Origin of the sequence: Bacillus sp. FSL M8-0077 (assembly GCF_038050255.1) — a bacterium.
In the GTDB taxonomy this organism is placed as follows: domain Bacteria; phylum Bacillota; class Bacilli; order Bacillales; family Bacillaceae; genus Bacillus; species Bacillus altitudinis.
This window is the reverse complement of the sequence record NZ_JBBPAF010000001.1, coordinates 2,712,327-2,737,410: the sequence shown is the minus strand read 5'-3', so window position 1 is coordinate 2,737,410 and position 25,084 is coordinate 2,712,327. Positions and strand designations below refer to the sequence as shown.

At 41.5% G+C, this 25,084-nt stretch carries 22 protein-coding genes; 21 read left to right on the top strand and 1 reads right to left on the bottom strand.

Annotated features, from left to right (window positions below; genetic code table 11):
- The first annotated feature begins 130 nt into the window (after positions 1–130).
- The 6 genes from NST57_RS14170 (at position 131) to NST57_RS14145 (ending at position 7,082) form a co-directional block, all read left to right on the top strand.
- The gene (locus NST57_RS14170; RefSeq protein WP_142155715.1) at positions 131–1,363 is read left to right on the top strand and encodes an NAD(P)-dependent malic enzyme; all 1,233 of its coding nucleotides are present in this window, start codon (positions 131–133) and stop codon (positions 1,361–1,363) included.
- Between the two features lie 304 nt (positions 1,364–1,667).
- Positions 1,668–2,543 carry an acetyl-CoA carboxylase, carboxyltransferase subunit beta gene (gene accD, locus NST57_RS14165; RefSeq protein WP_017358273.1) on the top strand — a complete coding sequence of 292 codons (876 nt, stop codon included), beginning with the start codon at positions 1,668–1,670 and terminating at the stop codon, positions 2,541–2,543.
- A complete protein-coding gene (accA, locus tag NST57_RS14160; protein ID WP_341298732.1) occupies positions 2,528–3,505 on the top strand; it encodes an acetyl-CoA carboxylase carboxyl transferase subunit alpha in 978 nt (325 codons plus the stop codon). Before accD ends, accA begins: the two co-directional genes overlap by 16 nt.
- A 339-nt stretch (positions 3,506–3,844) precedes the next feature.
- Positions 3,845–4,804 carry a 6-phosphofructokinase gene (gene pfkA, locus NST57_RS14155; protein ID WP_017358271.1) on the top strand — a complete coding sequence of 320 codons (960 nt, stop codon included), beginning with the start codon at positions 3,845–3,847 and terminating at the stop codon, positions 4,802–4,804.
- 27 nt (positions 4,805–4,831) lie between these two features.
- Entirely contained in the window at positions 4,832–6,592 is a 1,761-nt protein-coding gene (pyk, locus tag NST57_RS14150) for a pyruvate kinase (RefSeq protein ID WP_142155712.1), read from the top strand.
- A 100-nt stretch (positions 6,593–6,692) separates the two neighbouring features.
- Positions 6,693–7,082 carry an FxsA family protein gene (locus NST57_RS14145; protein WP_341298731.1) on the top strand — a complete coding sequence of 130 codons (390 nt, stop codon included), beginning with the start codon at positions 6,693–6,695 and terminating at the stop codon, positions 7,080–7,082.
- Positions 7,083–7,106: 24 nt separating this feature from the next.
- On the opposite strand, the gene ytvI is transcribed toward NST57_RS14145, so the two are convergent.
- The gene (ytvI, locus tag NST57_RS14140) at positions 7,107–8,225 is read right to left on the bottom strand and encodes a sporulation integral membrane protein YtvI (protein WP_142155710.1); all 1,119 of its coding nucleotides are present in this window, start codon (positions 8,223–8,225) and stop codon (positions 7,107–7,109) included.
- Positions 8,226–8,325: 100 nt separating this feature from the next.
- Here ytvI and NST57_RS14135 point away from each other — a divergent pair, with 100 nt between their 5' ends.
- From NST57_RS14135 to NST57_RS14065, 15 genes are all read left to right on the top strand, one after another.
- Positions 8,326–8,790 (top strand): DUF441 family protein, encoded by a 465-nt coding sequence (locus tag NST57_RS14135; RefSeq protein WP_142155709.1) that lies wholly within the window; start codon positions 8,326–8,328, stop codon positions 8,788–8,790.
- A gap of 375 nt (positions 8,791–9,165) precedes the next feature.
- A complete protein-coding gene (citZ, locus tag NST57_RS14130; protein ID WP_058015092.1) occupies positions 9,166–10,284 on the top strand; it encodes a citrate synthase in 1,119 nt (372 codons plus the stop codon).
- A 146-nt stretch (positions 10,285–10,430) separates the two neighbouring features.
- A complete protein-coding gene (gene icd, locus NST57_RS14125; RefSeq protein WP_012010859.1) occupies positions 10,431–11,702 on the top strand; it encodes an NADP-dependent isocitrate dehydrogenase in 1,272 nt (423 codons plus the stop codon).
- A 34-nt stretch (positions 11,703–11,736) separates the two neighbouring features.
- Positions 11,737–12,675 carry a malate dehydrogenase gene (gene mdh, locus NST57_RS14120; RefSeq protein ID WP_007501693.1) on the top strand — a complete coding sequence of 313 codons (939 nt, stop codon included), beginning with the start codon at positions 11,737–11,739 and terminating at the stop codon, positions 12,673–12,675.
- Positions 12,676–13,066: 391 nt separating this feature from the next.
- Positions 13,067–13,795 carry a response regulator transcription factor gene (locus NST57_RS14115; protein WP_007501691.1) on the top strand — a complete coding sequence of 243 codons (729 nt, stop codon included), beginning with the start codon at positions 13,067–13,069 and terminating at the stop codon, positions 13,793–13,795.
- Entirely contained in the window at positions 13,788–15,530 is a 1,743-nt protein-coding gene (gene pnpS / locus NST57_RS14110) for a two-component system histidine kinase PnpS (RefSeq protein ID WP_017358268.1), read from the top strand. The genes NST57_RS14115 and pnpS overlap by 8 nt, the downstream gene beginning before the upstream one ends.
- Before the next feature lie 254 nt (positions 15,531–15,784).
- Positions 15,785–18,424, top strand: coding sequence for a DNA polymerase I (gene polA, locus NST57_RS14105; protein WP_142155708.1), 2,640 nt, complete (start codon positions 15,785–15,787; stop codon positions 18,422–18,424).
- 25 nt (positions 18,425–18,449) lie between these two features.
- Entirely contained in the window at positions 18,450–19,283 is an 834-nt protein-coding gene (gene mutM / locus NST57_RS14100) for a DNA-formamidopyrimidine glycosylase (protein ID WP_060781265.1), read from the top strand.
- Between the two features lie 174 nt (positions 19,284–19,457).
- Positions 19,458–20,090: a sporulation membrane protein YtaF gene (gene ytaF, locus NST57_RS14095; protein WP_007501684.1), complete on the top strand. Its 633-nt coding sequence runs from the start codon at positions 19,458–19,460 to the stop codon at positions 20,088–20,090.
- A gap of 13 nt (positions 20,091–20,103) precedes the next feature.
- Positions 20,104–20,709, top strand: coding sequence for a dephospho-CoA kinase (gene coaE, locus NST57_RS14090; protein ID WP_142155707.1), 606 nt, complete (start codon positions 20,104–20,106; stop codon positions 20,707–20,709).
- Positions 20,710–20,881: 172 nt separating this feature from the next.
- Positions 20,882–21,904 carry a glyceraldehyde-3-phosphate dehydrogenase gene (locus tag NST57_RS14085; RefSeq protein WP_008346043.1) on the top strand — a complete coding sequence of 341 codons (1,023 nt, stop codon included), beginning with the start codon at positions 20,882–20,884 and terminating at the stop codon, positions 21,902–21,904.
- Positions 21,905–22,139: 235 nt separating this feature from the next.
- Positions 22,140–22,520 carry an adenosylmethionine decarboxylase gene (gene speD, locus NST57_RS14080; protein ID WP_003216492.1) on the top strand — a complete coding sequence of 127 codons (381 nt, stop codon included), beginning with the start codon at positions 22,140–22,142 and terminating at the stop codon, positions 22,518–22,520.
- A gap of 185 nt (positions 22,521–22,705) precedes the next feature.
- Entirely contained in the window at positions 22,706–23,092 is a 387-nt protein-coding gene (locus tag NST57_RS14075) for a cytosolic protein (protein WP_142155706.1), read from the top strand.
- 4 nt (positions 23,093–23,096) lie between these two features.
- Positions 23,097–23,555, top strand: coding sequence for a transcriptional regulator NrdR (nrdR, locus tag NST57_RS14070; protein ID WP_003216720.1), 459 nt, complete (start codon positions 23,097–23,099; stop codon positions 23,553–23,555).
- 99 nt (positions 23,556–23,654) lie between these two features.
- Complete coding sequence (locus NST57_RS14065) at positions 23,655–25,079, top strand: DnaD domain protein (protein ID WP_142155705.1); 1,425 nt, start codon at positions 23,655–23,657, stop codon at positions 25,077–25,079.
- Positions 25,080–25,084 lie beyond the last annotated feature (5 nt).

The window sequence follows — 25,084 nt, the reverse complement described above, 5'->3', positions numbered from 1 at the left end:
TGAATATGTTTTACAATTTCACCTATTGTGTTATCATTTTAAAGATTCTGTGATATTTAAACTGCCAAGTATGTGCTTATCAACTTAGCAATTCATTAAATCATTTTCCACTTGAAGGAGTGTTCATCACATGTCATTAAGAGAAGAAGCATTACATATGCACAAAGAGAATCAAGGCAAACTCGAATCAAAATCCAAGGTACAAGTGAAAAATGCGAAAGACTTGAGCTTGGCTTACTCACCAGGTGTGGCAGAGCCATGTAAAGATATTTATGACGACACAAGCAAAGTGTATGATTATACAATGAAAGGCAATATGGTTGCTGTTGTCACAGACGGAAGTGCTGTGTTAGGGCTTGGAAACATTGGGGCAGAAGCATCTCTTCCAGTAATGGAAGGAAAAGCTGTATTATTCAAAAGCTTTGCAGGTGTTGATGCATTCCCAATCGCACTTGCAACAAACGATGTAGACAAAATCGTAGAAACAGTGAAGCTTCTTGAGCCGACATTTGGCGGCGTGAACCTTGAAGATATTGCAGCACCAAACTGCTTTATCATTGAAGAGCGTTTGAAAAAAGAGACAAACATTCCTGTTTTCCACGATGATCAGCACGGGACAGCGATTGTAACAGTGGCAGGACTTGTGAATGCACTGAAGCTGTCTGGAAAATCAATGTCTTCAATTAAAGTGGTTGCAAACGGCGCTGGAGCAGCAGGAATTGCGATTATCAAACTTCTTTATCATTTCGGTGTACGTGATATCATCATGTGTGATACAAAAGGCGCTATTTATGAAGGCCGTCCGAATGGTATGAATGCAGTGAAAAATGAAGTAGCTACATTCACGAACCAAGATCGTAAAGAAGGTTCTTTAGAAGAAGTGATTGAAGGCGCAGATGTCTTTATCGGCGTTTCAGCAGCAGGTGCTTTAACAAAAGAAATGGTTGGAAAAATGGCAAAAGATCCTGTGATCTTCGCAATGGCTAATCCAAATCCAGAGATCATGCCAGAAGATGCACATGCAGCAGGTGCAAGTGTTGTAGGAACTGGCCGTTCTGACTTCCCGAACCAAGTGAACAACGTCCTTGCATTCCCTGGTATTTTCCGCGGAGCGCTTGATGTACGTGCGACACACATTAACGAAGAAATGAAAATTGCAGCTGTTGAAGCGATTGCTTCCCTTGTATCAGATGAAGAATTGTCAGCGGAATACGTTATCCCTGCACCATTTGATGCACGTGTAGCACCAGCAGTAGCCAAAGCAGTGGCAAAAGCAGCAATGGAAACGGGCGTTGCAAGAATCAAAGTAGACCCAGAAGCTGTTGCAGAAAAAACAAGAAAATTAACGATTATCGGCGAGTAATCGAATTGGAAAAGTGTGCACGTTCTTTCTGAATTGGAGGAAAAACGTGCACCATTTCCTCTCTTATACGAAATTTTTTTCATCCTGAATGAGATTTTTTTGTAGACGTTCACAATTCACCTATATCAACTACTCAGCGCCCCAAACCTATACTCATTTCTCATCAATTCCCCACTGAAAAAATTGAATGAAGGATGACAGCGTTTGACAAAAAAAGTACAATAGTTTCGGTACAGTTATGACATGTCCTATAATAGTGGATGTGCGTGTAAAGAAAAAACCCTTCAAAAAGGGAGGTAGTCATTTGTCAATCAAGAATATTTTCAGTAAAAAGAAAAAATATGCATCTGTACCCTCTGAACAGGCAAGTCAAGATGTGCCTGAAGGCATCATGACCAAATGTCCGCAATGTAAAAAAATAATGCTCACCAAAGAACTAGATAAAAATTTGCGTGTTTGCATGAATTGCGGCAGACATTTGCAAATGAATGCAAAACAACGTATTGAAAGCCTTGTAGACGAAGGCACATTTGAAGAATTTAACGGTCACCTCATTTCTGAGAACCCGCTCGGTTTCCCAGGCTACGAAGAAAAGCTTGAGAAAGACAGAGAAAAAACATCTTTGAATGAAGCCATCGTGACAGGAAAAGGTGAAATTAAAGGTCAAAGTGCTGTCATTGCTGTCATGGATGCCACATTCCGTATGGGCAGCATGGGCTCGGTCGTTGGTGAAAAGATTACACTAGCTATTGAGAAAGCAAAAGCGGACAAGGTGCCATTTATCATCTTCACTGCATCTGGTGGAGCAAGAATGCAAGAGGGGATTCTTAGTCTGATGCAGATGGCAAAAACAAGTTCAGCATTAAAGCTGTTCAGCGAGGATCAAGGTTTGATTATCTCTGTGATGACCAATCCGACAACTGGTGGTGTATCAGCTAGTTTTGCGTCTCTAGGTGATTACAACTTTGCAGAGCCTGGTGCATTAATTGGTTTTGCTGGTCGCAGAATCATTGAACAAACCATTCGTGAAGACCTACCAGAGGACTTCCAAACGGCTGAATTTTTAATGAAGCATGGTCAGCTAGATGCTGTGATTCATCGTGCAGAAATGAAAGAAACATTAGGCCAAATCTTAGCATTACACAGCACAGGAGGTGAACGAGAGTGGCTGGAGAACTAGAATTTGAAAAACCTGTCATTGAACTTCGAGCGAAAATTGATGAATTGAAAAAATTCACACAAAACTCAGAGATGGATTTAAGTGCGGAAATTGAGCGTCTTGAAACGCGTCTGAGTAAGCTTGAAACAGACATTTATACAAATTTAAAGCCGTGGGACAGAGTACAAATTGCTCGTCATGCGATGCGCCCAACAACTCTCGATTACATTCAAGAGCTGTTTGATCACTTTTTCGAATGTCACGGTGACCGTTTTTATGGCGACGATGAAGCCATCGTTGGAGGAATTGCTACGTTTAAAGGACTTCCTGTCACAGTCATTGGTCATCAGCGCGGAAAAGACACAAAAGAAAACTTGCGCCGTAATTTCGGGATGCCGCATCCAGAAGGTTACCGTAAAGCATTGCGCTTGATGAAACAAGCAGATAAATTTAATCGTCCAATCATTTGCTTTATTGATACAAAAGGAGCTTATCCTGGTAAAGCAGCTGAAGAACGCGGGCAAAGTGAAGCAATTGCGAAAAACCTTTTTGAAATGGCAGGACTTCGTGTACCGGTTGTCTGTATTGTCATTGGAGAAGGCGGAAGTGGCGGAGCACTAGGCTTAGGCGTAGGAAATCAACTATTTATGCTAGAGAACTCAACATATTCAGTGATTTCACCTGAAGGTGCAGCAGCACTGCTCTGGAAGGACTCATCACTTGCGAAAAAAGCTGCAGAATCAATGAAAATTACCGCTCCAGACCTAAAAGAATTAGATATTATAGATGATGTTATTAAAGAAGTGCAAGGTGGAGCACACCGAGACGTGAAACAACAAGCAGCTTACATTGAAAAAACATTAAAACAGTCACTTACATCTTTGCTCAAACAATCGCCTGAAGAATTAGTTGAACAAAGATATCAAAAATACAAAGCAATCGGCAAAGTATCGATTGAAAATCAATATATTGGGGTAAACTAAATAAACGTACAGCCTTTTGGCTGGCGTTTATTTTTTTCGTCTTTTTTCATCAAAACGATCTGATGTAAGCGCTATTTGAAAATAATTTTCTTTTGTTTTCATAAAATTTGAAACGTCTGAAAACGTTGATTTGACAAGGTTTAGAGTACTTGAATCAACTGTTTTTTGAACAAAGTGCTTTCATGACTTTCTTAACTTTTGTTTAAAAACATTTTATTTAATTGTATAATAAGTACGGTTTTAGAAATTCGTATTGAAAACATCCGGTTTTGCTCATGATTGTTTTCATACAGTGGAAATGGTATGTTTAATTCATATATGGTCTCTGAGGTGAAAAAGATGAAGCGTATAGGAGTTTTAACGAGCGGTGGGGATTCCCCAGGAATGAATGCAGCTGTGCGCGCAGTTGTAAGGAAAGCAATTTACCATAATGTAGAAGTTTACGGTATTTATAATGGATATTCAGGTCTAATTAACGGTAAAATTGAGAAACTCGAAATAGGTTCAGTAGGCGATATCATTCATCGTGGAGGAACAAAACTTTACACGGCAAGATGTCCTGAATTCAAGACAGTTGAAGGTCGTGAAAAAGGGATTGAGAACTTAAAAAAATTCGGTATTGAAGGACTTGTTGTCATCGGTGGAGATGGCTCATTCATGGGAGCGAAGAAATTAACAGAGCTCGGTTTTCCATGTGTAGGTGTCCCTGGCACGATTGACAATGACATTCCAGGTACTGATTTCACTATTGGCTTTGATACAGCACTAAATACAGTCATTGATGCCATTGATAAAATTCGTGATACAGCCACATCACATGAACGTACATACGTAGTGGAAGTAATGGGTAGACATGCGGGGGATATTGCCCTTTGGTCAGGTCTTGCAGGTGGAGCTGAATCAATCTTGATTCCTGAAGCAGACTATGACATGGACGAAATTATTGCCAGATTGAGAAGAGGACATGAGCGCGGCAAGAAGCACAGTATCATCATCGTCGCAGAAGGTGTAGGCAGCGGTGTCGAATTTGGTAAGAGAATTGAAGAGGAGACAAGCCTTGAAACGCGTGTATCTGTCTTAGGACATATCCAGCGCGGAGGTTCTCCAAGTGCGTTTGACCGAGTGCTCGCAAGCCGCTTAGGAGCGTATGCAGTAGAACTTCTTCTTGAAGGAAGAGGCGGACGCTGTGTAGGCATTCAAAGCAACGAGCTCGTTCATCACGATATTTTAGACATCTTAGATAAAAAGCATACAGTCGATCAAAATATGTACCGACTTTCACAAGAGCTCTCTATATAAAACGAGAAGACCTTAGGAGGAACAGTAATGAGAAAGACAAAAATCGTTTGTACAATCGGTCCAGCAAGTGAAAGCATTGAAAAGCTGACTGAATTGATTGAAGCAGGAATGAATGTAGCCAGACTAAACTTCTCTCATGGAGATTTTGAAGAGCATGGTGCACGTATTGAAAACATTCGTAAAGCAGGTAAAACTTTAGGCAAGGACATTGCGATCCTTCTTGATACAAAAGGTCCAGAGATCCGTACACGCACAGTTGAAAACGGCTCAATTGAGTTAGTTGCTGGTACTGATCTTATCGTGAGTATGGAAGACATTGTGGGAAACACTGAAAAAATCAGTGTGACGTACGAAGATTTAATTCATGATGTAGAAGTGGGCTCAACCATTTTATTAGATGACGGTCTGATTGGTCTAGAAGTAAAAGAACTAAATAAAGACCGAAAAGAAATCGTCACAAAAGTGATGAATACAGGTACACTGAAAAACAAAAAAGGTGTCAACGTACCAGGCGTGAGTGTCAACTTGCCAGGTATTACAGAAAAGGATGCCAATGATATCCTGTTTGGAATTGAACAAGGTGTCGATTTCATCGCAGCTTCTTTTGTGAGACGAGCTTCTGATGTTCTTGAAATTCGTGAACTGCTTGAAAAGAACAACGCAGCTGACATTCAAATCATTCCGAAGATTGAAAACCAAGAGGGCGTTGATAACATCGATGAAATCCTTGAGGTATCAGATGGACTGATGGTCGCTCGTGGAGATCTTGGTGTTGAGATTCCGGCAGAAGAAGTACCGCTTGTTCAAAAAATGCTGATCAAAAAATGCAACCGTTTAGGCAAGCCTGTCATCACAGCAACTCAAATGCTGGATAGCATGCAGCGTAACCCGCGTCCAACTCGTGCGGAAGCAAGTGACGTGGCAAATGCTATTTTTGACGGTACAGATGCGATCATGCTATCTGGTGAAACAGCAGCAGGAACATATCCAGTTGAAGCTGTGCAAACGATGCACAACATTGCCTCACGTTCAGAGGAAGCACTTAACTATAAAGCAATCCTTTCTCGCAGAAGCGAAGAAGTAGAGGTCAGCATTACAGATGCAATCGGTCAATCTGTTGCACATACAGCTATGAAGCTTGATGTGGCAGCGATTGTGACACCTACGGAAAGCGGACATACAGCTAGAATGATTTCAAAATATAGACCAAAAGCACCAATCGTTGCAGTCACAGCAAACGAATCAGTGGCAAGAAAGCTTTCTCTCGTATTCGGTGTATTTGCAAAGAGCGGTTCAAAAACGACATCTACTGATGAAATGCTTGAGAATGCAGTAGAAAAGTCAATTGAAACAGGCTATGTAAGACATGGTGATTTAATCGTGATTACAGCTGGTGTGCCAGTTGGTGAAACAGGTACTACGAACTTAATGAAAGTGTATGTTGTCGGTGACATCATTGCGAAGGGTCAAGGGATTGGCCGCAAATCTGCCTTTGGACCGGTTGTAATTGCACAGAGCGGAAAAGAAGCAGAGGAAAAAATGTATGATGGTGCGATTCTTGTCGCAAACTGCACAGATCGTGATATGATGGGTGCTTTAGAAAAAGCGTCTGCCCTTATCACGGAAGAAGGCGGTTTAACAAGCCATGCAGCAGTTGTTGGACTCAGCCTTGGCATTCCAGTCATTGTTGGCCTCGACAGCGCCACAACACTTCTAAAAGAAGGCGAAGAGATTACAGTAGATCCAGCACGCGGAGCGATCTACAAAGGCCGTGCAAGCGTCCTTTAAATCACACACGAGGGGAGTTGTCTGACTCCTCTCTTTTTTTATGTTACACTAAAAAAAGTAAACAGCTTTCGATGAAAGAGACCCCATGAGGTGATATGGCTTGAAAAAATATTTTCTACTATTATTAATTCTGTTCCCGGCAGTGGAAATTAGTTTATTTTTAATCTCAAGTAACATCATTGGTATTTTACCAACGATGCTAGTCATTGTGCTGACAAGTGCACTAGGTGCTTACTTTGCAAGAAAACAAGGAATAGAAGCATTTCAGAAAGTGCAACGAGATTTACAATATGGCAAAATGCCAGGGGCCACCATTGTCGATGGATTCTGCATTCTGATTGGCGGGTTGCTGCTGCTCATTCCTGGATTCCTTTCAGATCTGATTGGGGCTGTGCTGCTCATTCCCATGACAAGAAAACGAATCAAACCGCTCTTTGAGCGCTGGCTTAGAAATATGTCTCATCGCAAACGCTATACGATTATTCGCTAAAGAGACCTTTAAATGAGGTCTCTTTTACTTTTGCGCACCATACCGAATGTATTGATAAAGGTCTCTGAAAACCCCTGCATTACGAAACGCCTGCCAAACGACAAGAGAAGCGGGACCTATTGCAAGTCCAAGAAAACCAAAGCATTTTAACCCGACAAACAGTGCCACAAGTGTTGCTAAAGGATTAAGACCGATTGATTTACTTAAGACTTTTGGCTCTGATATTTGTCTTTGAATGAGCACCACAATATATAAAATGCCTAGTCCAATGGCGAGTGAAAGATTTCCTGTCATAGCGGAGTAAATGATCCACGGAAGAAAAACCGTGCCACTCCCGATGTAAGGAAGTAAATCAACTAGACCAATACATAGAGCGATCACAATCGCATGCTCGACCTTTAAGATGAAAAGTCCAATCAGCACGATACCAATGGTCATGGCAACAAGGAGAAGCTGGGCCTTCATAAAGCCAGAAATGGCTTTTTTGATTTCAGATAAAATGGCACGTGTGTGAAGCATCCATTTGGCGGGAAAGATACGAGAACCATATTTTTTTAATGTAAACCAATCTTTTGTGATAAAAAAAGTCGCTAGTGCGGAAAATAAAAGCGTCGCTGCTGCATCAGGCAAAAGACCTAAAAAAGCTGGAATGAATTCAAGTGTTTTTGAAAGGAAAGTCCCGATTTTTGCCGCTGCTTCGTCACCAAGTGCTTGGATTTGTCCTAAGATCGACTCCTTTTGACCTGCTTGAAGTGTATTAAATTGAGCAGTTAAATCATGATATAAAGGCAAAATCTTGTCAGTGAAAAAACGTTCCACAATCCCAATCATTTGATCAAGATGGCCTGGTAGCACCTTTGCTAAATAAGCACTTCCTGAAATGATTTCCGCCACTAAAAGTGTCATGAATCCGGCTGCTGCCACTAAAAAGAGTAATAGCACAATGATGACAACAAAACCTCTTGGCATCCCGGTCATGTTTTCGATTTTACATACGGCTGGATGAATCAAACACGACACGGCAAGTGCAATCCAAAATGGATATAAAAACGGAAAAGACTGATATAAAAAAACAACCGCACAAACGGCGATGCTGAAGATCATCAAACTTCGCAAAAAAATGGCCACATAAGTGTGATTCACACAATCCCCTCCAAAAAACAAGCATGTCCGATACTTCATTTTATTCAAAAAGATTAGTAATATGAAAAGGTCGCAATAAAAAGAAAGGAAGGGGCGGCATATGTTCACTCAAGCCAATTTATTTTTGATTCTTTTACTCGTTATTGCACTCATAGCGAAGAACAATTCGTTAATTTTAGCGGTTTCTGTGCTGATTGTGATTAAACTCATTGGATTGGATCAAAAAATTTTCCCGGTTCTGCAATCAAAAGGTATCAATTGGGGTGTGACGGTCATCACGATCGCTGTGCTTGTACCGATCGCAACAGGTGACATTGGATTTAAACAGCTTGGAGAAGCAATGAAATCCTCTTATGCTTGGATTGCACTCGGAGCGGGTATATTAGTAGCACTTATTGCAAAAAACGGCATTGTGCTACTCGAAAACGATCCGCATATCACAGCAGCACTTGTATTCGGTACGATTTTGGCAGTTAGTTTATTCAAAGGTGTGGCTGTCGGTCCGCTGATTGGTGCTGGAATTGCTTATTTAGTGATGCAAGCAGTGAAATTTTTCAGCGGATAAAAAGAGAGTGGCTCATGCCACTTTCTTTTGATATTTTTTCTGACGTGAGCTTTTGCAAAAAAACATAATTAAATATATTAAAAGAAGCAAAATCCCTTTATTCCATGCCCGAACCGGAAGGCTGGAAAAAAAAATATCAAAAAAAATTATAGTTAAACATTTAACAAATGTCTGATTATTGTTTATAATGGGAATAGGCTTAATTTTGAACTCATTGATCAAACAAGAGATATGAGGCTAAAAGCGCTCTAACCGTATAGGTAAATGTAAGCATTTTCTTTTCTAAACCTGCCAGCCTATTTTGGTTGGATAGCGCTTTCAAAAAGCGAGAATTTTGCAACGAAGGGGAATCTTTTTAAAAAGGGGAGATTGAACATGACAGCAACAAGAGGTCTTGAAGGTATCGTGGCAACAACTTCATCCGTAAGCTCAATTATTGATGATACTCTTACTTATGTAGGGTACAATATCGATGATTTAACTGAAAAAGCTACTTTCGAAGAAATTGTCTACCTGTTATGGCACTTAAAGCTGCCGAATGAGCAGGAGTTGAGCGAGTTAAAGCAGCAACTCAATGAAAATGCTCATATTCCGCAAGAAATCATTGAGCACTTTAAATCTTATTCGCTGGATGGGGTTCATCCAATGTCTGCGATTCGTACAGCGGTATCCTTATTAGGTTTACTTGATAACGAATCAGAGATTATGGACAAAGAAGCGAATTACAGAAAAGCCATTCGCTTACAAGCGAAAATTTCTGGACTTGTCGCTGCATTTTCACGCATTCGAAAGGGACTTGAGCCTGTACAGCCAAAAGAAGAATACAGCTATGCTGCAAACTTCTTATATATGCTAAACGGCGAAGAGCCTTCACCAGTAGAAATTGAAGCGATTGATAAAGCGCTCATTCTACATGCGGATCATGAATTAAATGCATCGACATTTACAGCACGTGTATGTGTTGCTACACTATCAGATATCTACTCTGGTGTAACAGCAGCTATCGGCGCATTGAAAGGACCACTTCATGGCGGCGCAAATGAAGGCGTAATGAAGATGCTGTCAGAAATTGGCGAAGTTGAAAACGTAGATTCCTATATTCATGGTAAGCTAGAGAAGAAAGAGAAAATTATGGGCTTTGGCCACCGCGTTTACCGCCAGGGTGATCCGCGTGCAAAACATTTAAAAGAAATGAGCCAGCGCTTAACTAATCTCACAGGCGAGCCAAAATGGTATGAAATGTCTGTACGCGCAGAGGAAATCGTGACATCAGAGAAAAATCTTCCACCAAATGTTGATTTTTATTCTGCTTCTGTCTATCACAGTCTTGGGATTGATCATGACTTGTTTACACCAATTTTCGTGATCAGCCGATTCTCTGGATGGATTGCTCACATTTTAGAGCAATATGACAACAACCGTCTGATCCGTCCAAGAGCTGACTATATTGGACCTGATCTTCAAACGTTTGTTCCGATCAGTGAAAGAGACTAATGTTGATAGAATAGCGGAGGCTGATCCATCTAAACCAATCAGCCTCCATATCAACAAAAAACGAATCATGTGAAAAACTTCTTGGCTTGCAGACATCAAGCTTGGAAGTTTCAAATATTCACTACATAACCTGGGAGGTAATATCATTGTCACAAGGCGAAAAAATTACAGTTACTGGCGGCGTATTGAATGTACCAAATAATCCAATTATCCCGTTTATCGAAGGGGACGGAATCGGTCCTGACATTTGGAAAGCAGCATCAAGAGTTCTTGAAGCAGCTGTAGAAAAAGCATATAAAGGTGAAAAGCAAATCACTTGGAAAGAAGTATATGCAGGTGAGAAAGCTTACAATAAAACTGGTGAGTGGCTTCCAGAGCAAACACTTGAAGATATTCGTGAATATTTAATCGCGATCAAAGGACCACTGACAACACCAATTGGCGGAGGAATCCGTTCATTGAACGTGGCACTAAGACAAGAGCTTGATCTGTTCACATGCTTACGTCCAGTGCGCTGGTTCAAAGGCGTACCGTCTCCTGTGAAACGTCCAGAAGACACAGATATGGTCATCTTCCGTGAGAATACAGAAGATATCTATGCTGGTATCGAGTATGCAAAAGGATCAGACGAAGTGAAGAAGTTAATCGACTTCTTGAAAAACGAATTAGGTGTGAATAAAATTCGTTTCCCAGAAACATCAGGTATCGGAATCAAACCAGTTTCTGAAGAAGGAACTTCTCGCCTTGTCAGAGCGGCGATCCAATATGCAATCGACCAAGGCCGTAAATCTGTGACACTTGTTCACAAAGGAAACATCATGAAATTTACAGAAGGAGCCTTCAAAAACTGGGGCTACGAAGTGGCTGAAAAAGAGTTTGGCGACAAAGTCTTTACATGGGCACAATATGATCGTATTGTAGAACAAGATGGAAAAGATGCGGCAAACAAAGCGCAAAGTGAAGCAGAAGCTGCTGGCAAAATCATTGTTAAAGACAGCATTGCAGATATTTTCCTTCAACAAATTTTAACTCGTCCAGCTGAGTTCGATGTTGTCGCAACAATGAACTTAAACGGAGACTACATCTCTGATGCACTTGCAGCACAAGTTGGTGGAATTGGTATCGCACCTGGTGCGAACATCAACTACGAAACAGGACACGCTATTTTTGAAGCGACTCACGGAACAGCACCGAAATATGCTGGTCTTGATAAAGTGAACCCATCTTCTGTTCTTCTATCAGGCGTGCTTTTACTTGAGCACCTTGGCTGGCAGGAAGCAGCTGATCTAGTGATTCAATCTGTTGAAAATACAATTGCATCAAAAGTCGTCACGTACGATTTTGCTAGATTAATGGATGGCGCAACAGAAGTGAAATGTTCTGAGTTTGCTGACGAGCTCATCAAAAACTTGTCTTGATTCTTAAACTTTAAAGTTAAAGGGGAAAAAGGAAATGGCAAACAAGCGTAAAAAAGTATCTGTCATCGGAGCAGGCTTTACTGGAGCAACTACAGCATTTCTAACAGCTCAAAAAGAATTAGCGGATGTCGTATTAGTGGATATCCCTCAGCTTGAGAACCCGACAAAAGGGAAAGCACTTGACATGCTGGAAGCAAGCCCTGTACAAGGCTTCGATGCAAATATTACAGGAACTTCTAACTACGAAGATACAGCCGGTTCTGATGTCGTGGTCATTACGGCAGGAATTGCAAGAAAACCGGGAATGAGCCGTGACGACCTCGTGTCAACAAATGAAAAAATCATGCGCAGTGTGACACGTGAAATCGTTAAATATTCTCCAGAAGCGATCATTGTTGTGTTAACTAACCCTGTTGATGCAATGACATATGCAGTTTATAAAGAATCAGGATTACCAAAAGAAAAAGTCATCGGACAATCAGGCATTCTTGATACAGCACGTTTCCGTACGTTCGTTGCTCAAGAATTAAACCTATCTGTGAAAGATGTGACGGGCTTTGTTCTTGGCGGACATGGGGACGACATGGTTCCTCTTGTACGTTACTCTTATGCAGGCGGTATCCCGCTGGAAACATTAATTCCTAAAGAGCGAATTGATGCAATTGTTGAAAGAACAAGAAAAGGCGGCGGTGAAATCGTCAACCTATTAGGTAACGGTAGTGCGTATTATGCACCTGCTGCTTCACTCGTTGAAATGGTTGAGGCGATCTTAAAAGATCAACGCCGCGTCATGCCAACGATTGCATACCTTGAAGGTGAATATGGCTACGAAGGCATTTACCTTGGAGTTCCAACAATCGTAGGTGGAAACGGTCTTGAGCAGATCATCGAGCTTGAGCTGACAGAAGAAGAAAGAAGTCAGCTTGACCGTTCCGTTGAATCTGTTAAGAATGTCATGAAAGTATTGTCTTAATATGAATAAAAAAGAAGACTTCTCATAAGAGGAGTCTTCTTTCAGATTGTTGACAAAGGGCTAAAATGAACTTGATTTTATCCCTTTGTCTTCTTTTCAGCGTGATAGAAAACCTTTGCAGCCCTAGGAAGGACGAGTACTGGCGCGGAGCGAATTTGATATTCGTGAGCACCAGCACGCAGGACTGACAAAGAATGCGAGGGTTTGTCTACACGCTGAAGACTTCTCATAAGAGGAGTCTTCTTTTTGTTTACAAAGCCAATCTTGTCGAAATTTTAAATTGTTCTCTTGTTAAGCTTTCGTTAAAATGAAAGAGAAAGCATGACTTCTCGCTTTTCACATAAGATACAAAAAACCGGATGCAGGGGAAATCACTAATTGGAGGCACAACATGAATAAAAAAATATTAGTTGTGGATGATGAAGAATCAATTGTAACACTTCTAAGCTATAACCTTGAAAGGGCGGGCTACGATGTCGTCACAGCAAGAGACGGAGAAGAAGCGCTTGAAAAAGCAGCAAGTGAACAGCCTGATCTGATTGTGCTTGATTTAATGCTTCCGAAAATGGACGGCATTGAAGTGTGCAAACAACTGAGAATTCAAAAAATGATGTTCCCTATTTTAATGCTGACAGCAAAGGACGATGAATTTGATAAGGTGCTCGGTCTTGAACTTGGAGCCGATGATTACATGACAAAACCTTTCAGTCCTAGAGAAGTGGGTGCTCGGGTAAAAGCCATTTTGAGAAGAGCACAGCAATCTCAGCCGGCTCCCGTGCAAGAAGAGAAGGAAGAGATCATTGCAGACCAAATCAAAATTGGAGACCTGCGCATTTTACCTGAACATTACGAAGTCTATTTCCAAGAAGAACGTCTAGAGCTCACGCCAAAGGAATTTGAACTGCTTCTTTATTTGGCTAAGCATAAAGGCCGTGTCCTTACGCGTGATCTATTGTTAAGTGCGGTTTGGAATTATGACTTTGCAGGTGATACTCGTATTGTGGATGTGCATATCAGCCACTTGCGGGACAAAATTGAAAAGAACACGAAAAAACCAACATATATTAAAACCATTCGAGGCTTAGGCTACAAATTGGAGGAGCCAAAGCCAAATGAGTAAAGTGAGAACCCGCCTTTTTTCTGGGCTCATTTTTCTCCTGTTTATTGTGTTTGTTGCGCTTGGTCTTTTCTTGGATCATATGTTTCATATTTTCTATGAAACAAAATTAACCGAACGAATGGAAAAGGAATCGAGTTTTCTTCTTTCTTCTATGAATGTTGAAGATTTGAATGCGGAGCAAAACAAGAAGATTCTCAATCAAGCAAAGCAGCATCTCGATATGAATGCGTCGATTGTGGACGTGAAGGGGAATATCATACATACAACGGGTCAAGCAGAACAAAGGGCTGTCATTTTAAACACACTGAAAAGTGAGCAGCTCCAAACAAAAGGAACGTTCATTGAGGATGAGAAGGATGCGCTGTTTCATTATGCAGTCCCAATGATGAAACAAAACGAACCGGCGGGATATTTATTTCTTCATGCTTCATTCCAGCCTTTGAATGAGATTGATGGTCAGCTCTGGCTTGCATTAGCCTTTTGTCTTGGTTCGGCCATCATTATCATCGTCTTCTTTGGCTATCGCATGTCGATGAAGTATGTAAAGCCGATTGATTATGCCACAAAGGTGGCCAAACAGCTTGAACGAGGGAACTATGATACAAATAACTATGAAGAGTTGATCATTGAAACAAGTGAACTCAATACATCAATGAAGCGTCTGGCAGAAAGTCTTCAAGACATGACAAGCGCTGGCGAAATGCAGCGAGATCGTCTGCAAACAGTCATTGAAAACATTGGAGCGGGGATTATTTTGATTGATAAAATGGGCTATATCCACTTAGTCAATCGAACATTCCGCAAGCAATTCAAAGTGCAAAAACATATTTATATGCACAAGCTGTATCATGAAGCCTTTACCCATGAAGAGATTATTGAGTTAATAGACGAAATTTTCATGACAGAAACCAAGGTCCGAAAGTTTTTACGTCTCGCTGTTGACATCGAGCGCCGTTATTTCCAAGTCGATGGTGTTCCGATCTTAAGTACAGACGATGAATGGAAAGGGATTGTTCTTGTCTTTCATGATGTGACAGAAACAAAGCAGCTAGAACAGATGCGAAAAGACTTTGTCGCTAACGTGTCACATGAATTAAAGACACCGATCACGTCAATTAAAGGCTTTTCTGAAACACTTCTGGATGGTGCCATTGACGATAAAGAAGCGCTGACACAATTTTTGTCCATCATCCTAAAAGAGAGTATTCGTTTAGAAACGCTCATCCAAGACTTACTTGATCTCTCGAAAATTGAACAGCAGCATTTTAAGCTGAATATTCAAGAAGCCAATGCGACAGAAATCATTCAAGAGATTGAAGTACTGCTAAAACAAAAGGCTGCTGAAAAAGGCATTGACCTACAAGTGCGTGTTCCGAAAGAGCCGGTCTATGTCATGGCAGATCCGTTGAGATTAAAACAAATTTTCCTCAACCTGATCAATAATGCCCTCACCTATACACCAGAGGGAGGAAGTGTTACGATCACAGCAAGACAGAGGAAAGACAGCTATGAATTTGATGTAGCAGATACAGGGATCGGTATGAAAAAGAGTGAGATTCCAAGAATATTCGAGAGATTTTATCGAATTGATAAAGATAGAAGTAGAAACTCAGGCGGTACAGGGCTTGGTCTTGCCATTGTCAAACACCTTGTCGAAGCACATGAAGGAACGATTTCTGTTCATAGCAAACAAGGCAAAGGGACGACGTTTACCGTGAGTTTAAAGTCAAAATAGAGAAGAATGGAAAGTGGCGTTAAAATTTACATGATCTTTACAATGAATTCATGTTTTGTTAATCAATCATTGGTAGGATGAATAGGAACCCCTTCATCCAAGGAGCCAATTTTGGAAGGACGAAAACACTTGTTGTTTTCGTCCCTTTTTTATGCAGGCTTGTCTATTTTCTTTTCAAATTAAACTTTGATAAAATGAACATACAATGTGCGAAAGAGACGGCTGAGCCGGCTCAGTCGATGGAGGATTAAAAGATGACAGATCAAAAGAAATTAGTACTTGTGGATGGAAACAGTCTCGCTTATCGAGCTTTTTTTGCTTTGCCGCTATTATCCAATGATAAAGGCGTACATACAAATGCCATTTATGGCTTTGCGATGATCTTAATGAAGATGCTTGAAGACGAGAAGCCGACTCATATGCTCGTAGCATTTGATGCGGGTAAAACCACCTTCCGTCACGAGACCTTTAAGGAATATAAAGGTGGAAGACAAAAAACTCCGCCAGAACTATCAGAACAAATGCCGTTCATCCGTGAGCTATTAGATGCTTATCAAGTGAAAAGGTACGAGCTTCCGCAATACGAGGCAGATGACATTATCGGCACACTGGCTGTAGAGGCAGAAAAGGACGGCTTTGAGGTCAAAATCTTCTCAGGAGATAAAGACTTAACGCAGCTTTCAACAGATCATACAACAGTAGCCATTACGAAAAAAGGCATCACAGAAGTAGAATATTACACACCGGCCCATATTGAAGAGAAATACGGCCTCAGACCAGATCAAATCATCGATATGAAAGGGCTGATGGGAGACTCATCAGACAATATCCCAGGCGTACCTGGTGTCGGTGAAAAAACAGCGATCAAATTACTAAAGCAGTTTGAAAGCCTTGAAAATCTGCTTGATCATATTGACGAAGTCAGCGGAAAAAAGCTGAAAGAAAAGCTTGAAGAATATAAAGAACAAGCGGTGATGAGTAAAAAGCTGGCGACGATTCTCATAGAAGCACCAATAGATGTGTCTAGCAAAGAGCTCGCCTATGAAGGTCCTCACATGGAACAGGTCATCTCGCTTTATAAAGAACTGGGCTTTCAAACGCTGCTAGAGCGTTTAGGAGAAGCACCAGAATCAGATGAACCAGTAGAAATAGACGAAATAGATGTGAAGAAAATGACAGATGTCACGGAGGACATGCTGACAGATCACGCTGCCCTTGTGGTAGAACAGCTAGGAGACAATTATCACGAAGCCGATTTGATAGGGTTTGCGATCCATAATGAGAACGGTGCATTTTTTATGACAAAAGAAGATGCTCTACAATCTGAAGCGTTTAAACAATGGGTACAGGATGAAACGAAGAAGAAATGGGTCTTTGATTCCAAAAGAGCGGTTGTTGCCCTCAGATGGCATGATGTTGATTTAAAAGGTGTCGATAACGATGTCCTACTCGCTTCCTATGTGGTCAATCCGCAGAAATCCTATGAGGACGTTGCAAGTGTGGCGAAGGAATATGGCCTGAACATTGCCCTTTCCGATGAAAAAGTATACGGAAAAGGAGCGAAACAGGCGATTCCACCTGAAGAAGAGCTAAAAGACCATCTTGGAAGAAAAGCAGCAGCGATTTCTGCGCTGCATGATTTGACCCTTGAAGCGTTAGAAAAAAATGATCAGCATGAGTTGTATGAAGATTTAGAGCTACCACTTGCCCTCATCTTAGGTGAAATGGAATCTCTTGGGGTAAAAGTGGATGTTGAACGCCTTCAGAAAATGGGTGAAGAACTCACGAAGAAGCTGAAGGAATATGAAGAAACCATTCATCGGTTAGCAGGAGAAACATTTAACATCAATTCACCGAAGCAGCTTGGTGTGATTTTATTTGAAAAATTAGGACTGCCTATTATCAAAAAGACTAAAACAGGCTACTCTACGTCTGCGGATGTCCTTGAAAAGCTTGAAGACAAGCACGAAATTATTCGGTCCATTCTGCATTACCGTCAAATAGGAAAGCTGCAATCCACTTATGTGGAAGGCTTAATGAAAGTGACGCGCAAAGATACGCATAAAGTGCACACAAGATTTAATCAGGCACTTACACAAACAGGAAGACTAAGCTCAACAGACCCAAACCTTCAAAACATCCCGATTCGTTTAGAAGAAGGCCGAAAGATTCGTCAAGCGTTCGTCCCGTCAAAAGAAGGCTGGCTCATGTTTGCGGCTGATTATTCTCAAATTGAGCTGCGTGTACTCGCGCACATTTCTCAAGATGAAAACTTGATTGAAGCCTTTACGCAAGATATGGATATTCACACGAAAACAGCAATGGATGTGTTCCATGTCTCAGAAGAAGAAGTGACTTCCTCTATGAGAAGACAGGCGAAGGCGGTCAACTTCGGAATCGTGTATGGAATTAGTGATTATGGACTGTCTCAAAACCTTGGGATTACAAGAAAAGAAGCGGCGGCCTTCATTGAACGTTACTTAACAAGCTTTAAAGGCGTGAAAACCTATATGGAAGACATCGTGCAGGAAGCAAAACAAAAAGGGTATGTGACCACGCTTCTCAAACGTAGACGATATATTCCAGATATCACAAGCCGTAATTTTAATGTGAAAAGCTTTGCGGAAAGAACGGCAATGAACACACCGATCCAAGGCAGTGCCGCCGATATCATTAAAAAAGCGATGATTGATATGGCACGAAAGTTAAAAGAAGAGAATCTGCAGGCAAATCTGTTATTGCAAGTGCACGATGAACTGATCTTTGAAGCGCCACAAGAAGAAATCGCCATACTAGAAAAAATCGTCCCTGAAGTCATGGAAAATGCACTTCAGCTCGATGTGCCGCTAAAAGTCGATTTCGCTTCAGGTCCATCTTGGTACGACGCAAAATAAAGAGAGAGAAAAAGGAGCGAGGAGCATGCCGGAATTACCAGAGGTAGAAACCGTCCGGCGCACTCTTCAGCGGTTAGTCAAAGGAAAAACGATTGAAACGGTCGATATCAAATGGCCAAATATCATCAAACGTCCTGGGGAACCGGAAGAGTTCGCTAGAAGGATGGTAGGAGAAACCATTCAAACGATTGAAAGAAGAGGGAAGTTTCTACTCTTTCATTTAGACCACTATGTGATGGTCTCCCATTTAAGAATGGAAGGGAAATACCGTGTACATGAAACTGGTGAGCCTTATGATAAACATGTACACGTCGTCTTTACGTTCACAGATGGTACCGAACTTCGGTACCATGATGTCCGTAAATTTGGGACGATGCATCTATTTCAGCCAGGCGAAGAAGAAAAAGAACTTCCGCTATCACAGCTGGGATATGAACCTTTTTCAGACTCATTTACACCAGAATATTTATGGGAGCAATTAAAGAAAACCTCCCGCGTGGTCAAAACGGCTTTACTTGATCAAAAGATTGTGGTTGGCCTCGGTAATATTTATGTAGATGAAGTGCTGTTTAAATCAGGCATTCATCCAGAAACAAAAGCGAATCAGCTAAGTCTTGAATCTTGTAAGGTGCTCCACAAACATATTATTGATACGCTTCAAGTGGCTGTTGATGCAGGAGGTAGCACCATTCGTTCCTACATCAATTCACAAGGTGATATTGGGACTTTTCAATTACAGCTTCTTGTATATGACCGGCGGGGAGAACCTTGCCAGACGTGCGGAAGTATCATAGAGAAAACAGTGGTGGGAGGGCGCGGCACTCATTTTTGTGTGACCTGCCAAAAACGCCCTTCATAAAAGTAAGCCGTCAGCATGCTTCCTTTTTGCCATGCATACGATAAAAAACATTCTTTTTTCAGCAAGGTGTAGACTGACACACAGCCCACCTGCTCTTCATATAGTGAAGAAGAGTCTAAGGACGCCTAGAGACTCTTGATCATCGTTGCATGAACAGAAAGGAAGAGTACAGGTATGATTTCGTTTTCGCTTCTGTTTTTAGCTATTGCCGTCAGCATTGACAGCTTTTCTGTAGGTTTTACGTATGGTCTTCGCAAGATGAGGATTCCATTTAAAGCCATCGTTATTATTGCTTGCTGTTCAGGAATTGTGTTGCTCATTTCCATGCTGATTGGCAGCCTGCTCACGACATTCCTCCCTGTCTCAGTGACAGATAAACTGGGTGGAGGCATTTTAATTGCTATCGGACTTTGGGTTCTGTATCAATTTTATAAACCAGCGAAAGAGCGTGATTTGCTCCTTCATGAAAAAACACTTCTCAATGTAGAAGTGCAGTCTCTTGGGCTTGTCATTCATATTTTGCGAAAGCCTACAAGTGCAGATATTGACCGCTCTGGCACCATTAATGGAATGGAAGCGGTGCTTCTTGGAATTGCTTTATCCATCGATGCATTTGGTGCAGGGATTGGTGCAGCGATTCTTGGTTTTTCTCCAATTGTCATGAGCATCACGGTCGCTGTGATGAGTTCTCTTTTTGTATGCATTGGACTGCGTGCAGGTCATTATTTGGCCAATTGGCGCTGGATCGATAAACTCGCATGCTTACCAGGGCTGTTGCTCATTTTAATTGGGGTGTGGAAGCTGTAAAGGAGGAAACGAATTGACGCTCGTCATTGGATTAACAGGCGGGATTGCTAGCGGAAAAAGCACAGTCTCGCAGATGATAAAAGAGAAAGGCATTCGGGTGGTGGATGCAGATATCATTGCAAAAGAAGCGGTTTCTAAAGGATCGCCTGCCCTTCATCAAATCGTTCAAACTTTTGGTGAAGAGGTTCTTCAGCCAAATGGTGAACTGAACCGTCAGCAGCTTGGGGCGATCATTTTTTCTGATGAAGAGAAAAGAAAAAAGCTCAATGCCATCGTTCATCCTGAAGTCAGAAAGGAAATGCTCAAGCAGCGTGATGAAGGGGTCAGCAACCAAGAAACTTTTGTTGTGCTTGATATTCCGCTCCTATTTGAGAGCAAGCTGGAAGGGCTAGTCGACCGTATCATCGTTGTGTACACGACGCCTGATTTGCAGCTGTCGCGGCTCATGAATCGAAACGACTTGAGTGAGGAAGAAGCGCTGAATCGCATTCACTCCCAGCAGCCTCTTGAGGAAAAATGCCAAAAAGCAGACCGCGTGATAGAAAACACAAAAGATCTTGCTTTTATGAGAAAGCAATTAGAGAACATATTAAACGAATGGGAACATACAGATAAGTAAGAGTACATACAGTACTCTTCTTTTTTTATGCTTTTTTCGTCAATTTCATTGCAAAGAACAGCCCTTTTTTGAAAATGTACGTTTATATACTGGCAATTACATTCTAATGTGATATACTAATTTCATAAATAAATTTATTGAGTATAACACATAATAGAGGAGTGACCTGTTCATGAAGGTAAAAGCAGCGATCAATGGGTTTGGCAGAATTGGACGCATGGTCTTCAGAAAAGCAATGCTTGATGATCAAATTCAAATTGTAGCGGTGAACGCAAGCTATCCTGCCGAAACGCTAGCACATTTAATTAAATATGACACAAATCATGGACGTTACGAATGCGATGTGACAGCAGAAGATGACGCGTTGATTGTCAATGGCAAAAGAGTGCTTTTGCTCAATAATAGAGACCCAAAGCAGCTTCCATGGGGAGAGCTTGGGATTGATATCGTGATCGAAGCAACAGGGAAATTTAATTCAAAAGATCAAGCGATGGGCCATATAGATGCCGGAGCGAAAAAGGTCGTACTTACAGCTCCAGGTAAAAATGAAGACGTTACAATTGTAATGGGTGTCAATGAGGATGATCTTGATCCTGAAAAGCACGTCGTTATTTCAAACGCATCTTGTACAACAAACTGCTTAGCACCAGTTGTCAAATTGTTAGATGATGAATTTGGCATCGACAACGGCTTAATGACAACGGTTCATGCTTATACAAATGATCAAAAAAATATCGACAACCCCCACAAGGATTTGCGCCGGGCAAGAGCATGTGCCCAGTCCATCATTCCAACGACGACGGGTGCCGCTAAAGCGCTTTCTTTAGTGCTGCCGCACATGAAAGGGAAATTACATGGACTTGCACTTCGCGTACCGGTTTCAAATGTATCGATGGTTGATCTTGTGGTCGACTTGAAAAAAGATGTCACAGCAGAAGAAGTAAATGCTGCCTTTGCAACGGCTTCAAAAACATCTCTTGCTGGCATATTAGATTACACCGATGAACCACTTGTCTCCACAGACTTTAACACAAACCCTTATTCTGCTGTCGTTGATGGACTTACAACGATGGTGATGGAAGGCAGAAAAGTAAAAGTTCTTGCATGGTATGACAATGAATGGGGCTATTCTTGCAGAGTGGTTGATCTTGTAAAGTTTGTTGGTTCACAGATGAAAGAGCTTTCAGCTGTTTGAAATGAAGAAGACTGAACGTCCCTTTTCAAGAAATGAGAGAAAATCCCACTAAAAAGACAGCTTGCAAAATGGGTCTAAACAAAGTATACTATTTTTCGTGAACTTCTTGTTCGCAGACTCATTCGGGTATACTTAAAGGGTTAGGACCTCTTTGGACTAACTTTCCCCCGTGGTATATGTCCGGTCCGGCTGCTTAGAACTTCACTCTTTCATTCTTGTTTAAGGGGGGTCCATGATGGAAACAATCGGACGTCACGTTATCTCTGAGTTATGGGGATGCGACTGTGATAAACTGAACGACATGGATTTTATTGAAAAAACGTTTGTAAATGCAGCTTTGAAATCAGGAGCTGAAGTTAGAGAGGTTGCTTTTCACAAATTTGCACCTCAAGGAGTAAGTGGAGTTGTCATTATTTCTGAATCTCATTTGACAATTCACAGCTTTCCTGAACATGGTTATGCGAGCATAGATGTTTATACTTGCGGCGATCTAGATCCGAATATTGCAGCAGATCATATCGGAGATGAACTAGGTGCTGAAACAAGAGAAAACATCGAAATTCCTCGAGGCATGGGACCTGTACAAGTGAAACAGGCGCAAGCCAAAGCACTGTAAACATAAAAAAGATTGCAATGGGAGCTGGCCAAAAGCATTAAATGCCTTTGTGTTATGCTCCTTTTTATATTTGTTCCATACACGGGCATCCAGCATGATCCAACCTGTCTATACTTTTGTTCTAGGAAAACAAAGGTTTTTTTTATAAAATAAAGAAGAGGGTTTATGACAAAGGGGATACGTGTATGACTTTAGGACAAAATCTAAAACGATTCATTTCAAATCATACAGAAACATCTGACCATCATCCAGTGTCAGAGCTGAAAAGCCATTACTACAAATCGACACAAACTCAAGTTTTCCAAACGGTAGAAGCCGTTCTTTCAAGAAACGATTCCTATCAAGTGACATCTGTTTCAGCAGAACGAGGTGAAATCAGCGCAAACATACGAACGCCGAAAAAAGCTTTTCTCGTGGCGACTGTCATTTCAATTCGTCCTTTTGAAACAGCTGTCGATTTTCATGTGACAACAGAAACAGCGCTGCCAACAGACTTTGGCTATAGTCAAAAGGCTGTTTTGTCCCTTTATAAAGAACTAGACAAACAACTTCCAAGAAGAGATCGGAGCTGATGAAATGAAATGTCCCACATGTCAGCACCTTGGCACAAGGGTGCTTGATTCAAGACCAGTAGATGAAGGGAAATCCATCCGTCGCAGAAGAGAGTGTGAAAGCTGTCAATATCGCTTCACGACGTTTGAAAAATTAGAAGAATTGCCATTGATTGTGGTGAAAAAAGAAGGAATTAGAGAAGAATTCAGCCGGGAAAAGATGTTGAGAGGATTGATTAAAGCTTGTGAAAAACGTCCTGTCGCTTTAAAACAGCTCGAGGATGTCTGCTTTAACATCGAGAAGGAATTGCGTAACCAAGGCATGTCAGAGGTGAAAAGCGAGCTTGTTGGGGAAATGGTGATGGACGAGCTGGCGAAAATTGATGAAGTGTCTTATGTCAGGTTTGCCTCGGTTTACCGTCAGTTTAAAGATATCAATGTGTTTATTGATGAATTAAAAGATTTATTAAAGAAAGAACGCTAAAAAAGAGCTGAAGATTCTTCATGCTCTTTTTCCTGCGTAAAGCGAAAAACGCAAAAAGAGTGTACAATGAAGACAACCGTATTAAGGGAGGATCAGCATATGACAGAGCATTGGAAGGAAGTGCTAGCCGTCGATCCGTATGTCGTCAAAAGCGCTTCATTGCTCGGTGACATCGATAGACAGCTTATTACTCTTTTATATCAGCCGCTTATTGGCATGTCCGCTTTCAGTTTATACATGACGCTATGGGGAGAGCTGGAACAAAATCGAATGTGGGGGAAACCCGCACCTCACCGTCAGCTGATGGTGATGCTGCAAACGAATTTAAATGATATTTTTGAGGAGCGCCTAAAGCTTGAAGCGATCGGATTACTACGCACATATGAACAGGAAACGGAAGAAGGCAGACTGTTTACATATGAGCTCGTGCCGCCGCTGAGACCGGATGAATTTTTCCAAGATGGTATGCTGAATGTCCTTTTGTATCATCGGGTAGAGAAAGCAAAATATATGCAGCTCCGTGATTATTTTTCTTATCCAGGAGTTCCTGCTGATGCAAAGAACATATCCCGATCGTTTGAAGAAGTGTTTCATGTCTTGCAGCCAGGAGAGCGCAAGATGACAGAGGAAATCAATCAGGCGTCATCGCTTGATGAGGGCTACGAATATGTGACAGTTGGCTCAAGTCAGCCTGCACCGCTTTCAGATGAATCTTTTGATTTTGATCTCCTGTTAGCAGGCATGTCGGACATGATGATTCCGAGAAAGGCTTTGACAAAACAAGTGAAAGAGACAATTAAGAAGTTAGCTGTCGTCTATGGCATCACCCCGCTTCAAATGCAAAATATTGTTGCGAGTGCCTGTGGTTCAGATCAGATGATATCAACTGAAGATCTGCGAAAAGCAGCGAGAGACTGGTATCAAATTGAATATAGAGGCGAACAGCCGAAGCTGATTGATCAAAAACAGCCAAGGCATTTACGTCACGAAGCCACGCAGCAGCCAGGCGCAGATGCGCCTGATGCGAAATTGATTGAAAAGCTTGATCATATTTCGCCTAGAGAGCTTTTGAAAGATATGGCAGATGGCATTGAACCAACGTATGCAGACTTAAGAATTGTTGAAGATATTATGCTTGAGCAGCAGCTAGAGCCTGGGGTTATGAATGTCCTGATCTACTATACACTGCTAAAAACCGATATGAAACTGTCCAAAACATATATGCAGAAAATCGCTGCCCACTGGGTGCGAAAGAAAATCAAAACCGTGGCAGCTGCTATGAAAATTGCCAAAGAAGAGAACAGGCAAATGACAGAATGGGCGCAGCAAAAAAATAAGCGTCAATCCTATGGATCAGGAAAAGTCATCCGTGAGGAGAAGCTGCCTGACTGGATGAAGGAAGCTGAAACGAAAGAACAGCCCGCAAAAGAACAGACAGATAATTTGTCTACAGAGGACCTCGAACGAGAAAAAGAAAAATTGTTAGATCAGTTTAATAATATGAAAAAGTACAATGCACATTAATGTGA

Coding starts and splice junctions, on each gene's coding strand:
- nrdR (WP_003216720.1), top strand. CDS start 23,097: ATGAAATGTCCCACATGTCAGCACCTTGGCACAAGGGTGCTTGATTCA.
- NST57_RS14075 (WP_142155706.1), top strand. CDS start 22,706: ATGACTTTAGGACAAAATCTAAAACGATTCATTTCAAATCATACAGAA.
- pfkA (WP_017358271.1), top strand. CDS start 3,845: ATGAAGCGTATAGGAGTTTTAACGAGCGGTGGGGATTCCCCAGGAATG.
- pyk (WP_142155712.1), top strand. CDS start 4,832: ATGAGAAAGACAAAAATCGTTTGTACAATCGGTCCAGCAAGTGAAAGC.
- NST57_RS14170 (WP_142155715.1), top strand. CDS start 131: ATGTCATTAAGAGAAGAAGCATTACATATGCACAAAGAGAATCAAGGC.
- polA (WP_142155708.1), top strand. CDS start 15,785: ATGACAGATCAAAAGAAATTAGTACTTGTGGATGGAAACAGTCTCGCT.
- pnpS (WP_017358268.1), top strand. CDS start 13,788: ATGAGTAAAGTGAGAACCCGCCTTTTTTCTGGGCTCATTTTTCTCCTG.
- citZ (WP_058015092.1), top strand. CDS start 9,166: ATGACAGCAACAAGAGGTCTTGAAGGTATCGTGGCAACAACTTCATCC.
- speD (WP_003216492.1), top strand. CDS start 22,140: ATGGAAACAATCGGACGTCACGTTATCTCTGAGTTATGGGGATGCGAC.
- NST57_RS14065 (WP_142155705.1), top strand. CDS start 23,655: ATGACAGAGCATTGGAAGGAAGTGCTAGCCGTCGATCCGTATGTCGTC.
- mdh (WP_007501693.1), top strand. CDS start 11,737: ATGGCAAACAAGCGTAAAAAAGTATCTGTCATCGGAGCAGGCTTTACT.
- NST57_RS14135 (WP_142155709.1), top strand. CDS start 8,326: ATGTTCACTCAAGCCAATTTATTTTTGATTCTTTTACTCGTTATTGCA.
- NST57_RS14115 (WP_007501691.1), top strand. CDS start 13,067: ATGAATAAAAAAATATTAGTTGTGGATGATGAAGAATCAATTGTAACA.
- ytaF (WP_007501684.1), top strand. CDS start 19,458: ATGATTTCGTTTTCGCTTCTGTTTTTAGCTATTGCCGTCAGCATTGAC.
- NST57_RS14085 (WP_008346043.1), top strand. CDS start 20,882: ATGAAGGTAAAAGCAGCGATCAATGGGTTTGGCAGAATTGGACGCATG.
- mutM (WP_060781265.1), top strand. CDS start 18,450: ATGCCGGAATTACCAGAGGTAGAAACCGTCCGGCGCACTCTTCAGCGG.